The 12,422-nt window shown below is 63.7% G+C and carries 10 protein-coding genes and 1 riboswitch; of the genes, 2 read left to right on the forward strand and 8 right to left on the reverse strand.

Annotation, left to right across the window (positions count from 1 at the left end):
• The first annotated feature begins 253 nt into the window (after nucleotides 1–253).
• The gene (locus HOY34_RS13595) at nucleotides 254–2,077 is read left to right on the forward strand and encodes a serine protease (RefSeq protein ID WP_172363727.1); all 1,824 of its coding nucleotides are present in this window, start codon (nucleotides 254–256) and stop codon (nucleotides 2,075–2,077) included.
• Nucleotides 2,078–2,237: 160 nt separating this feature from the next.
• On the opposite strand, the gene HOY34_RS13600 is transcribed toward HOY34_RS13595, so the two are convergent.
• The 7 genes from HOY34_RS13600 to HOY34_RS13630 form a co-directional block, all read right to left on the reverse strand.
• The gene (locus HOY34_RS13600; RefSeq protein ID WP_172363729.1) at nucleotides 2,238–3,686 is read right to left on the reverse strand and encodes a TrkH family potassium uptake protein; all 1,449 of its coding nucleotides are present in this window, start codon (nucleotides 3,684–3,686) and stop codon (nucleotides 2,238–2,240) included.
• 76 nt (nucleotides 3,687–3,762) lie between these two features.
• The gene (locus tag HOY34_RS13605) at nucleotides 3,763–4,410 is read right to left on the reverse strand and encodes a DUF1287 domain-containing protein (protein ID WP_172363731.1); all 648 of its coding nucleotides are present in this window, start codon (nucleotides 4,408–4,410) and stop codon (nucleotides 3,763–3,765) included.
• A 43-nt stretch (nucleotides 4,411–4,453) separates the two neighbouring features.
• Nucleotides 4,454–5,545 carry a GTP cyclohydrolase FolE2 gene (gene folE2 / locus HOY34_RS13610; protein ID WP_172363733.1) on the reverse strand — a complete coding sequence of 364 codons (1,092 nt, stop codon included), beginning with the start codon at nucleotides 5,543–5,545 and terminating at the stop codon, nucleotides 4,454–4,456.
• A 183-nt stretch (nucleotides 5,546–5,728) separates the two neighbouring features.
• Nucleotides 5,729–6,907, reverse strand: a complete 1,179-nt coding sequence (gene metZ / locus HOY34_RS13615) for an O-succinylhomoserine sulfhydrylase (RefSeq protein ID WP_172363735.1) — start codon at nucleotides 6,905–6,907, stop codon at nucleotides 5,729–5,731.
• A gap of 55 nt (nucleotides 6,908–6,962) precedes the next feature.
• Nucleotides 6,963–7,041: riboswitch (SAM riboswitch) on the reverse strand.
• Nucleotides 7,042–7,069: 28 nt separating this feature from the next.
• Nucleotides 7,070–8,281, reverse strand: a complete 1,212-nt coding sequence (locus tag HOY34_RS13620; protein WP_172363737.1) for a UbiH/UbiF family hydroxylase — start codon at nucleotides 8,279–8,281, stop codon at nucleotides 7,070–7,072.
• Nucleotides 8,282–8,381: 100 nt separating this feature from the next.
• Nucleotides 8,382–8,654, reverse strand: a complete 273-nt coding sequence (locus tag HOY34_RS13625) for a hypothetical protein (RefSeq protein ID WP_172363739.1) — start codon at nucleotides 8,652–8,654, stop codon at nucleotides 8,382–8,384.
• Between the two features lie 157 nt (nucleotides 8,655–8,811).
• The gene (locus tag HOY34_RS13630; RefSeq protein ID WP_172363741.1) at nucleotides 8,812–9,474 is read right to left on the reverse strand and encodes a pyrimidine 5'-nucleotidase; all 663 of its coding nucleotides are present in this window, start codon (nucleotides 9,472–9,474) and stop codon (nucleotides 8,812–8,814) included.
• Between the two features lie 281 nt (nucleotides 9,475–9,755).
• Here HOY34_RS13630 and HOY34_RS13635 point away from each other — a divergent pair, with 281 nt between their 5' ends.
• The gene (locus HOY34_RS13635) at nucleotides 9,756–10,391 is read left to right on the forward strand and encodes a GntR family transcriptional regulator (RefSeq protein ID WP_172363743.1); all 636 of its coding nucleotides are present in this window, start codon (nucleotides 9,756–9,758) and stop codon (nucleotides 10,389–10,391) included.
• A gap of 25 nt (nucleotides 10,392–10,416) precedes the next feature.
• Here HOY34_RS13635 and HOY34_RS13640 read toward each other — a convergent pair whose 3' ends face one another.
• Nucleotides 10,417–12,330 carry a glycosyltransferase gene (locus tag HOY34_RS13640; protein ID WP_172363745.1) on the reverse strand — a complete coding sequence of 638 codons (1,914 nt, stop codon included), beginning with the start codon at nucleotides 12,328–12,330 and terminating at the stop codon, nucleotides 10,417–10,419.
• Between the last annotated feature and the right edge of the window lie 92 nt (nucleotides 12,331–12,422).

The following is a 12,422-nucleotide window of genomic DNA, read 5'->3' on the forward strand; positions in this document are numbered from 1 at the left end:
CAACCACCGGCCCAGCACTGGTCAATCACTGGCCCATCACTGCGCGCATCTGCGGGCACGCACGGTCACATCATGGCGAGCAGCGGCCGCCTTTGGCCTTGTGGGGCTTGTTCTCATCCCCGGGGGCGGTATTGGTAACCTCTATGTGATAAAACAGATGTAATCCGGGCGGAGCCTTCCCCCGGCCAGCCGGAAGCACTCAGCCCGTATGATTTTTTCCCGATTCACACCCCGCCAGCATGTTTTGCGCCCGATGCTGCTGATTGCCACCCTGCTGACGGTTTTCGTAAACGCAAAAGCGGCCACCGCCCAGGAGAGGCGCTGGATCCAGGTCGAGGCGCTGCCGAACCTGACCCGCGCCAATGACCGCGCCGCCGCTTTCCAGCAAAGCCTCAATCAGCATGGCATCAGCGGGATCTGGGGCTTTGGCCTGCCGTCGGGCTGGTTCGGGGTGGTGATCGGCCCCTATGACGGCGAAGAGGTGGGCGGCGTTCTTGCTTCGCTGAAGTCAGAGCGGCTGATCCCCTCTGACAGCTATATCACCGACGGGCGCGAGTTCCGCGATCAGTTCTGGCCAGCGGATGGCGCGGCTCCGCCTGCTGAAGCGGTCCCTGCGGAAGTGCCCCCTGCCGAAGTGACACCCGCCGAAGAGATTTTCCCCGAAGAGGTGCTTTCAGCGCCCCAGCCAGCGCCCCAGCCGGATCAGGCTGCACCGGAGGCTGAGATCGTCGCTGAACCGGCAGATGAAACCCCGGCCGAGGCGCGTGCCTCTGAGGCCGCGCTTGACACCGATCAGCGCAAAAGCCTGCAGGCTGCGCTGCAATGGTTTGGCCATTACCAGGGCGGCATTGACGGCGCATTCGGCCCCGGCACCCGCAACTCGATGGCGGCCTGGCAGTCGGCCCAGGGGCTGGAGCCGACGGGCATCCTGACCACCCGCCAGCGCGAGGCGCTGCTTTCCGCCCATCAGGGCGAGGTGATCGCCTTTGGCTTCGCAGGCGTCGAAGAACAGGAAAGCGGCATCGACGTGACGCTGCCGCTGGCGCTGGTCACATTCGACCGCTACGAGCCGCCCTTCGTTCATTACCGTGAGAAAAACGGCTCTGGCCTGTCGCTGGTGCTGATCTCGCAACCCGGCGATCAGGGCAGCCTTGCGGGGCTTTACGACGTGATCGGCAGCTTTGAGGCGATGCCCGCTGGCGGCACCCGCGCCCTGCGCGACAGCGAATTTACCATCGAGGCCACGGATGCCCGCGTTCACAGCCGGGCCGTGGCGCGGCTGAGCGGCGGGCTGATCAAGGGCTGGATGGCTTTCGGCAAGCCCGAAAACGCCGCCCGCGACGCCCGGATCTATGAGGTGATCAGCGCCAGTTTCCGCGCCGTGGGCGATACCGCGCTTGATCCGGGCCTTGTGCCGCTGGATGAGGCCGCCCGTCGCGGCCTGGTGGCCGGGATTGAGGTGAAAAAGCCGATCCGGGGACGCTCGGGCTTTTATGTGGCGGCGGATGGGGCGGTTCTGACCACCTCAGAGGCGGTGCAAAGCTGCGGCCGTATCACGCTTGATCACGCGACCGAGGCGAAGCTGGTATTTGACGAGGCGGGCCTTGCGCTTTTGCGCCCGGTGACGCCGCTGGCCCCGGCTGCGGTGGCGACTTTCGCCGCCAGCCCGCGCCCGGGCGCAGGGATCGTGGTGGCGGGCTATCCCTATGAGGGCCGCCTGCCAGCCCCCGTCCTGACCCATGGCAGCTATGAAGAGGCGGGCGGGCTGGACGGAGCGCCGGGCCTTGCGCGGCTGTCGGTTGCCACCCAGGCCGGGGATGCCGGCGGCGCGGTGCTGGATGGATCGGGCGCGGTGATCGGCATGCTTTTGCCCGCGCAGGCGGCGCGTGCCGGCGCGGCTCAGGGCCAGGAGCTGCCCGCTGACGTGGCCTTTGCGGCGGATACCGCACGGATCAGCACGGCGTTGCAGGGCGCGGGGATCACGGTTGCCCAATCGGCGGCTGCCCCGGCCCTGGCGCCGGAAACCCTGAACCGCACGGCGCGGGGGATGACGGTGCTGGTATCCTGCTGGCAGTAAATCTTTGCAGCCTGGCCTGATTGGGGCCGGGCAGCGTCAATGATAAATATGGGGCAGGCCGGATCGGCTCTGCCCCATTTTCGTGGTGCGGGCGACTGATGATCCTTCAGGGTGATGCTTCCGGGTGATCCTGCCCGGCGATCCTGCGGCGGTTATGCCCTCAGGCCCGCCAGAACGAGGGCAGCAACAGAACCAGCACCGCCAGCAACCCCAGCCGTCCCAGGATCATCGCCAGCCCCATCACCGCAATCGCTGCATCGGGGAAATCGACGAAAGTCCCGGTCCGCTCGACCAGCGGGCCAAAGCCGTAGCCCACATTCCCCAGCGTGGTCCAGATCGCGAAAAGCGCCGATTCCAGATCCACCCCGATCAGCGTCAGCACCACGCTGAAGAGGCCAAGGATCAGGATATAGCCCGAGATGAACATGATCAGCGCCTGGATGATATCCTCTCCCACCGCGCGGCCGGCATATTTCACCGGATCGGCGGAATGGGGCAGGGCGATGCGGCGGACCTGGGCGCGCAGCACCGCAAATGAGATCTGCACCCGAAACACCGAAAGCCCCGATGCGGTCGAGCCTGAACAGGCCCCGATGATCCCGATGATCAGCGCCACCACCAGCATCAGCCCGTCCCAGGTGGGAAAGCTGCCGGAAAAGAACCCGGTCGAGGACATGATCGAGGTCAGGTTGAACAGGCTTTCGCGGAAGGCGGGCTCGGCCTCCATGTCAGAGGTCAGCAGGCGCCAGATGAAGACGATCAGCACCGCCAGCCCAAGCCATGTCAGATAGGCCCGCACCTGCGGGTCGCCCCACAGCGCGGCAGGCTGGCCATTGACCATCTGCACATAGCGGATGAAGGGCAGGCTGCCCGCCAGCATGAAAAACACCGCCACATATTCCCCCGCCCCCTGAAAGGCGTTGAAGGAACTGTCATAGGGCGAGAAGCCCCCCGTCGCCACCGTGGTCAGCCCATGAACCACCGCCCCCAAAGGCGGCATGCCGATGCCCAGATAGGTCAGCATGCAGATGCAGGTCAGTGCCACATAGATCAGCATCAGCTGGCGGGCGATATCGGTGGCCCGCGGCAGGGCCTTGCCGAAAGTGTCAAAGCCCTCGGTGCGGAAAAACTGCATGCCGCCCACCCGCATCAGCGGCAGGAAGATCATGGCGATAAAGGCAATGCCAAGGCCGCCGATCCAGGTGGTCATGCCGCGCCAGAGGTTCATCCCCATCGGCAGGGCGTCCAGCCCGGTGATCACCGTGGCCCCGGTCGTTGTCAGCCCCGAGACCGCCTCGAACCAGGCGTGCAAATAGCCAAGGCCCGGCGCGCCAAGCATATAGGGCAGACCGGCGAAACAGGGCAGGATGAACCAGATCGCCGAGGTCAGCGCCCAGGCCTGGCGCACCCCCAGCGAATGGGTCTGGCTGTTGGCGGTTGCCAGCGCAACGCAGGTGCCCACCGACCCGGTGATCAGGGCGGCCCGCAAAAACGCCTGGGCATTCCCATCCCCCGCCCGCCAGTCAAGGATCGCCGGCGCCAGCATCAACAGCGCAAGGACGATCAGAATGCGTCCGATAACATAGGCCACGGGTCTGAGGTCGATCATGATGCAAGGCTTATGCGCAGCCAGAGGCGCGGTCAAATCCCTTTACAGCCAGGGGAAACCGGGTCCGTATGGCAGCTTACGCGCCGAGGCGCTGCAGCTTTCTCAGCACTTCGGGGGTGATGCGGTAAAGCCCGGTCATGCGAAACTCGAACAGGCGGTCCTCGATCAGGCTGCCACGGCCGATATTATGGACGATCAGCGGCGTGCCCCCCGCGCTTTTGCCGCTGCCCACCACCATCAGATGCGCCAGGTCGCCGGGGATCAGGCAGGTCACCACATCGCCGGGCTTATAGGCGGCGGGATCCTCGCTGACCGGGATTTCGGCCCCGGTGCGTTCAAAGAGGCGGCGCAGATTGGGCACCCTTCGGTGGTCGATATTGCGGTCGGGGCGGCTCAGGCCCCAGTTTTTCGGATAGGCGGCGAAATTCGCCCGCATATCGGCATTGACCGCCAGTTGCAGATCAAGACCATGCGCCACCCGCAGGGCGCGGATCAGCACATCGGTGCAGACCCCGCGCTCGGGCGCAACATCGCCGCCGGGGAAATCCAGCGCCACATAGGCCGGGTCGTAGATGGTGACGACGCCCTGCTGCGCCTCGGCCGCGCGGGCGATTTCGGGGCCCGGATCTCTGGCGGGATCGTCAGACGCCCCTTCGGCCCGCAAAAGGGCAGGGGCCAGAAACGGGGCCGCCAAAAGCCCGATTGCCGCACGACGCGCGATCATCCCTTACCCCGCTTTGCTTTCGTTGCGGCCTGACCCCGCCCGCTCAGCCGATGTGAAACAGCGACTGGAACAGGCGCGGATCAAGGCTGGTCGCGGCGAAGGTTGGCCCCTCTGTCAGCAAGGATACCGCATCATGCGAGTGAAGGCTTTCCTGATGGCTGGCCATCACGCGAAAGTCACCGATCCGGGGATCTGCCTGCAGAACCTGGCAAAAAGAGCGCGCCGCATCCTCGACAAAGATCGGATTGGCGGCGTTCAGCTCGGCAAAGGCCTGCTCATCCTCGCGTTTGACCATCACCTGGGTCTCGGTGACCACGGCCTTGCGGGCCAGATCGATCAGATCCTCAAACCAGAGCGTCTCGCCCGGGCGCACCACCACCGAGATCCGCGCGACAGAGCGCTGCGAATGCGGCGTCGCCAGCTGGCCACGGGTGCGGCGGGCATGTTCAGACAGCTCCAGCGAGCAGGGGCAGGTCGAGGAATAGACATAGTCGAAATGGATGATCCGAAGCCGCTCGCTGCCCTGATCGACCAGCTCCAGCGCGAAATCGTAATATTGCCAGCCAGTCAGGCCCGAACGCAGGCTTTCGACCTTAACCGGAAGGGAAAAGCGCATCTGGATGCGGGCGTCGAAGCTTTCCAGATCGCGGCGGTAATCCTCAAGCGCGGCCTCGATCACCCCGAAACTGAATGATTGTTCGGCATGGGCATAGAAAGAGCGCATGATGCGGCTCATATTGATGCCCTTTTTATCGGCCTCCAGGCTGACGGTGCCGGTGACCGAGGTTTCCAGCCGGACCTCACCCGCGTCGCGGGTCTGAAAGCGGATCGGCAGGCGAAAGTTTGAGATGCCCACATGCTGGATCTGCACATGCGCCCCGGTGATCAGGCTGGAGGGGCCGTTTTGCAGATCGGGCAGGGTGGCGCGATAGGCCTGATTTGCCTCAAACGCCTCGGGATAGGTCCGGCTGAGCAGCGGATAGCCCTGTCCGGCCAGCAAAGACCCGGCCTCGGGGGCAAGCTCTGCGACCGCCCCGGCACCGGCATTTTCGGCCCAGCGGTGCAAAAGCTGCAGCGCGGCCTTAGCCTCTTCACGCGTCGGGCGCGTGTCCAGCTCACGGTCGTGGACGGTCATGGGAAGATCCTTTCGGTTCGGGCCGCGCTGCTCCTGCAGAGGCGCGGGCCGTCAATTTCCGGATGAAACCAGCGGAGTGATAAATCGCCGGGACGCCTATGAGATAAGCAGGCCTGTCACAATAGCAAGCACGAAACGCCCGCTTTTGCAAAAATAAGGGGGGCAAAGCCCCCCATATTTCACTCAGACCTTTGCCAGCGCCTGGTCGAGATCGGCGATCAGGTCGCCTGCATCTTCCAGCCCGATCGAGAAGCGGATCAGCCCGGGCGCAATGCCAAGGCTTTGCTTTTGCTCATCCGACAGGCGCTGATGCGTGGTCGTTGCCGGATGGGTGGTGATCGACTTGGCATCGCCCAGGTTGTTCGAGATCTTGGGGATCTGCAGCGCATTTTGCAGCCGGAACGCGCCCTCTTTGCCGCCCTTGACGACAAAGCTGACAATGGTGCCGCCGGTGCCCATCTGCGCCATAGCCAGATCATATTGCGGATGCGATTTCAGGCCCGGATAGATGATTTTCTCAATCTTGTCATGGCCTTCCAGATATTCGGCAATCTGCAGCGCCGAGGCCGCCATCGCCCGGCAGCGCAGATCCAGCGTCGCCATCCCGTTCAGCATGATCCAGGAGGTGAAAGGGCTCATCGCGCCGCCGGTGTGCTTCATATAGGGCTGCACGACCTTCTGGATGTAATCCGCCGAGCCGCAGATCACGCCACCAAGCGCACGCCCCTGGCCGTCGATATGTTTGGTGGTCGAATAGACCACCACATCGGCGCCCAGATCGACCGCCCGCGAGAAAATCGGCGTCGCAAAGACATTGTCGCAGATCACCAGCGCGCCATGTTTATGCGCGATCTCGGCCACGCCTTTCACATCGACGATTTCCAGCGTCGGATTGGCCATGCTTTCGAAGAACACGGCTTTGGTCTCGGGCGTGACGGCGGCCTCCCAGGCGGCAAGATCGGTGCCGTCAACAAAGGTTACCCGCACGCCATAGCGCGTCAGCACGTCTTCCAGGATGTAAAGACAAGAGCCGAACAGCGCCTTTGCCGAGACCACATGATCCCCGGCCTTCAGCAGCGAGGTCAGCGCGCCATTGACGGCCGCCATGCCGCTGGCAGTGGCGAATGCATCCTCGGTGCCCTCAAGGCCTGAGATGCGCTCTTCGAACATGCGGGTGGTGGGGTTGCCGTAGCGGGCATAGATGAACTCATCCTCGCCCGATTTGATGAACCGCGCCTCGGCGGTTTCGGCATCGGGATAGGCAAAACCCTGGGTGAGAAAAATCGCCTCGGCCATTTCGCCATACTGGCTGCGGCGGCTGCCTTCATGGACCAGTTTCGTGCGTGTCTTCCAGTTCGTCATCGCGGCAAGGCTCCCGGGGCCATAAGCATGTCAATGACCGGAAAATGCGGCAGGGCGAAGACGTCCCGTCACCTCTTTAGCGGCTTGTTTAACGTGGCCCGCAATCCGGTCAACAAAGCGCCACGCCATTGCCTTACGCCCGGGGGGCGGCGCGGTCAAGCCTCAGCGCAGGCCCAGACCCGCCCGCATCAGTCCGCGCCGGACCGGGGTCAGCGAATAGAACAGATCCAGCGCCCCTGCCCGCAGATCGCGTAAGCCCTGCGCCCCCGCCATCGAGGCGCGGTTCAGAAGGTCGATCCCGCTTAGCCGCAGCGTGATATCGGTGTGGCGGGCGCGGTGATAGGCGGCCAGCAGCTGGGGGCTGCCCGGATCGCCATTCGGCCCGGCCGCCGCGTCACGTGCCAGATCCAGCAGCACCCGCAGATCGCTGAGCGACATGTTCAGCCCCTGCGCCCCGATCGGTGGCACCACATGCGCGGCCTCGGCCATCAGGGCCACCCGCTGCCCGGACATCTGCATGGCCATCTGGCTGATGATCGGCCAGACATGGCGCGGCGTCGCCAGCTGCATCTGGCCAAGGATGCCGCAGGAGCGGATGTTCATCTCACGGGTGAAATCCGCATCACTCAGCCCTGCAAGGCGTGCCGCCTCTGGCCCGCGCTCCATCCAGACGACGGAAGAGGCGGGCTGCCCGTCACGATCAGGCAGCGGCACCATGGTAAATGGCCCGCCGCTACGGTGCACCTCGGTCGAGACATTTTCATGCGCCCGCTGGTGGGTGACGGAAAAGACCAGCGCCTTTTGGCCGTAACGTATTGTTTTAACGGGGATATTCAGCGCATCACGGATCAGCGAGTTGCGCCCGTCAGCGGCGATCAGCAGCCGCGCCGCCACCTGCGAGCCATCGCTGAGCGTCACCAGCGCCTCGGCATCGCGGGTCAGCACCGCGCGCGCGGCGATCCCGGGGCGAAAGGTGACATTGGGCATTTCCTGCAGCCGGGCGACCATCTCGCGGCGCAAAAGCCAGTTTGGCAGATTATAGCCGAACGGCTGTTCAGATATGTCGGCGGCATCAAAATCCTTGATGATCCGGGCGCCGGGCTCTGCGCCGCCGGAATCGACGATGCGCATCACCTGCAACGGCGCTGCATGGGCAGACAGCCGCGACCAAAGCCCGGCCTCTTCCAGCAAGGAAATCGAGGGCTGCAAGAACGCGGTGGTGCGCAGATCAGCGCCGCTGGCCCCCTCATTGGCGGCAACGGGGGCGGGATCAACGCAGATCACCTCATAGCCGGCCGCGCCAAAGGCCGCCGCGGCGGTCAGCCCGGCAATGCCACCGCCTGCGATCATGATACCTGTCTGCACGCGCTGCATGTGATCTGTCCTGCAAGGTTGCACCGGGGGCAGTCTATCCGCCTGAACGCCCAAGGGCCAGTGGCGCGCGCGCAAAGGGCGGCATGCCTTTCGGCAGAAATCAGGGCCAGGAAATCGCTACAAAGAAGGCGAACATCACCGGCACCATCGCCAGCGCCGCCATGGCCAGCGCCGCAAGGCCCCAGGTCTGAATGGCCAGCACCATCCCCAGAACCAGCACCGGGATCAGCCAGAAGATATTGTTGATATCCTGGGCAATCTCGCGGCGAACCCGGTCAAAAACAGGGCCCAGAACCGGAATGCGGCGCAGGATTCCGCGCGATGGCCTGGTCCGGGCGGTGGTGATGGGCTTGGCAGATGCAGTGCTGGACATGGTAGTCCCTGTAAGGGCTGAGAACGGTGAGATGGATAATCCCTGTATCTCTCTTATCGCATTTCGCCCCGCGCTTCACCCGGGCGCGGGCGGGGCGCGATGTCGCACTGCGACAATCGGCCTCTGTCCGGTTGGAACGGCTTTCAGACCTTAGACCTCAGGCCTCGGCCAGCCGCGCAAAAAAGCTGTTCAGATCCGTGGTCTGGTAATGGATATGCGCGTTTCCGGGCGCATCGTCTGAGGGCGTGGGGGTAACCAGCACCGTGCGCATCCCCATCAGATGCGGCTCTGCGAGGTTGCGCGGGTCATCCTCAAACATCACCGCCTGTTCAGGGGCAAAGCCATCCAGACGCAGAACAGCCTCAAAGGCTGGGCGGCCGGGTTTTGGCTGATAGCCGGTTTCCTCGATGCCATAAATGGCGTCGAAAAGACCCGAAAGGCCGCGCCGCTCCAGCACCCTTGTCGCATAAAGCGTGTCGGCATTGGTGAAAATGATGCGTCGCCCGGGCAGGGCAGAAATCTGCCGCGCCAGGGTGTGGTCCCTGGTCAGCCCTGAAAAATCAATATCATGAACATCCGCCAGAAAATCCGACGGATCGATACTATGCGCGGCCATCAACCCCGCAAGCGTGGTGCCATGCGCCTGCCAATAGCTTTCGCGCAGCGCATCGGCCCGCATCTGGTTCAGGCCCAGATTGCGCATGACCCAGGCCGTCATCCGCTGCTCGATCTGGTCGAAAAGGCGCGTGACAGGGGGGTAAAGCGTATTGTCGAGGTCAAAGACCCAAGTGGAAATGTGACTAAAATCTTGCTTCAGCATGGATCAGTGATAGCAGGAATTTCCGGGCCGCAAAGCCCTGACAAATTTCCGGTTTTTCTGACAGACGTGAAGCCGCCTGGAGGACTGCAATCGCCACGTGTCACAGGGGCAAATCGGGGCATTTGCCTTGCTGCGGCAATGTGATGCAGGGCTTGCCTCAGGCCTGGGGGATCACTAGGCTTTGCCGCCATACTGTGTGCAGGTGCGGCCGGGACCGGGTGGACCGGGGGCGCCTGCAGGGGCCAGTACAACAATGCCTGGCCGGTCAAAGGAAGCCTTGAATGCAAAAAGACGCCTATACACTGATCCTTGAGGCGATTGAGGCGCGTCAGTTCCGACCCGGAGAGCGGCTGGTCGAAAGCGAGCTGGCCGAGCGGTTTGGCGTCTCACGGACCCCGGTGCGCGAGGCGCTGCAGCGGCTTGAGACACAGTCGATGTTAAAGCGCGACGGGCGCAGTCTGATCGTGGCGACACTGGACCACAACCAGCTGGCAGAGCTTTACGCCGTGCGCACCGAGCTGGAGGGCCTGGCCGCACGTCTTGCCGCCCGCCATGCCACGGAAGAGGAGATTCGCGTTCTGCAAAGCATGGTTGCCGACGATCAGGCCCTTTTGGGCGGAGACCCGGCAGCCCTGAGTCGTGCGAACAAGCGGTTTCACAAGCAGATCCACCTGGCCAGCCACAACCGTTTCCTGGTGCAACAGCTGGACCTGCTGCATCGCTCTATGGCGCTGATGGCGCAGACTTCTTTTGCGGCCGAGGGGCGGGATGGGGTCGCGCTTGGCGAGCATGAGGCGATTGTGGCGGCGATTGCGGCCCGGGATGAAAACCGGGCCTGGCAGGCCTTGCGCACCCATATCAGCCGCGCCTTCGAGACGCGTCTGCGGGTTGAGGCGGGTGAGCTGAAGCTGCGCTAAGGGGGCGTGTTTGGCCTGATATATGTCAGGATTTCTTTCGGTTAGGGGGGGATTCTGTCTGATCAAAGAGGCCGTGGCTGGTTTTGTCCCAATAGAAGGGGTGGGTGATCAGTTCCCACAGGGCTTTGAAACCGGCGAAAGTGGCCAGCGGCTGGTAGAAATGCAGCGTAAACACCCAGAGTTTTGAGATCCGGTGCCCCGCCTGGCGCAAAGCCAGAATGCCCAGGGTGAAATCCACCACTGCCGCCAGGATGAAGGTGGTCAGCAAGACCATCATCACGCCCTGGGGCAGGGCCTCGGCCAGCGGATGCGGCAGGCCAAAGGCAATCAGCCAGAAGCTCCATAACAGCGGTGCAAGCAGCGTCTGCAATGCGGCCCCCAGAAACATGACCTGAAAGCCGATAAAGGCCGGCGTCCCGACCTCACGCCAAAGCCTCCGCGGATGCCGCATATGCACGATCCAGGTCATCATATGGCCCTTGATCCAGCGCGAGCGCTGCCGGATCCAGGCCAGGGGACGGCAATTCGCCTCTTCGCGGGTCACCGTGGTCATCAGCGCCGTGCGATAGCCTTTGCGCGCCAGCCTGATTCCCAGATCGGCATCTTCGGTCACATTATGCGCGTCCCATGCGCCCAGCTCTTCCAGCACATCGCGGCGGAAAAACAGCGTGGTGCCGCCCAGTGGAACCATCAGCCCCAGCCGCGCCACGCCGGGCAGAATCAGCCGAAACCATGCGGCATATTCGATGGTGAACATCCGCGCGATCCAGTTGGTGGCCGGATTGTAGTAATCCAGCACGCCCTGCAGGCAGGCGAGGCTGGAATCGCTTTGCCGGAACCGCGCCACCACACGGCGGATCTGGTCCGGCTCGGGCGCGTCTTCGGCATCATAGACGCCGATAATCGCGCCGTGACAGTGATCCAGCGCCACATTCAGCGCCCTCGGCTTCGTTTTGATCCGCCCCGGAGGCACCACCACGATTTGCATCCAGGCGGGCAGACCGGCGGATTGCAGCGCCTCGCGGGTCAGGCTGTCTTCTTCCTCGACCGCGAGAACCACCTCCAGCAGGTCGCGCGGATAATCCAGCCGCGACAGGCGGCGCACAAGGCGCGGCGCGATATCGCTTTCGCGGTAAAGCGCCACCAGGATTGAGACTTTGGGCAAGGGACCGGGCACGGTTTTGTGGTCGCAGACGGGCGGGCGGCGCAGGGTTGTAACAGCGCAGATGATCTTGAAAACCGTTGAAGCCGCCATAGCGACGAACACGAAGAACAGGATGCTGAGGCCTGAAACAATTGGGAAATTCGTGATTGCGACCAGGGCAAGCGCAACCAGCGTTGCCGCCCGCAACTGCAGCGCCCTGCCGCCCCAGTTGCGACACGAAAGCTCGGCCGCGACCCGCATCCCGGCGCTATGGGCGATCTGCGGCCCGCGCATCAGATTGAGGGCGGCCGCGATCTGTGTCGATGGCGCCAGCGCCATCATCACCGGGCCCAGTCGCCCCTCAATCACCTGGCGCAGGCGGGTGAAAATCTCTGGCCGGGCGGTCAGCACCACCGTCACCCCGCCGATCCGCCGCCAGGGCAGGATGCCGTGACGCTGGCAGAAATCAGTGCCGAGGCGGTCTATCGCGCTGGCTTCGGGCGGCTCCTGGACCGGGTCAATTGTGCAGGCCCCGAAATGGCGGGCCGCTGCTGCCAGCAGATCCTTTTCGGCAAGGGTGCCATGCGGGTGGAAGCCGCTATGGTGCAAGGCGGTGGGCTCTGCCTGTCCGATCGCCTGTGGGCGCTGTGGAACGGCGCTGGTGGGTTGTTCGGGGCGGATCAGGCCCTCGCGCAGCAAAGACAGGGAAAAGGCATCAGGGCGCGTTGGCTGCGCGCCGTCCAAAGCACTCTGGCGTGCCGCGCCGCCAATCGAAATCAAATGCCGCACCGTCATCACTGCCTGCCCAGGGCTTACACATCCCCGGAACTGTGAGGATAAAGTATTAACACGCCGTTAAAGACGATCTGAATGCGGTAATCTCTGTT

This window comes from Pseudogemmobacter hezensis (genome assembly GCF_013155295.1).
GTDB lineage: Bacteria > Pseudomonadota > Alphaproteobacteria > Rhodobacterales > Rhodobacteraceae > Pseudogemmobacter > Pseudogemmobacter hezensis.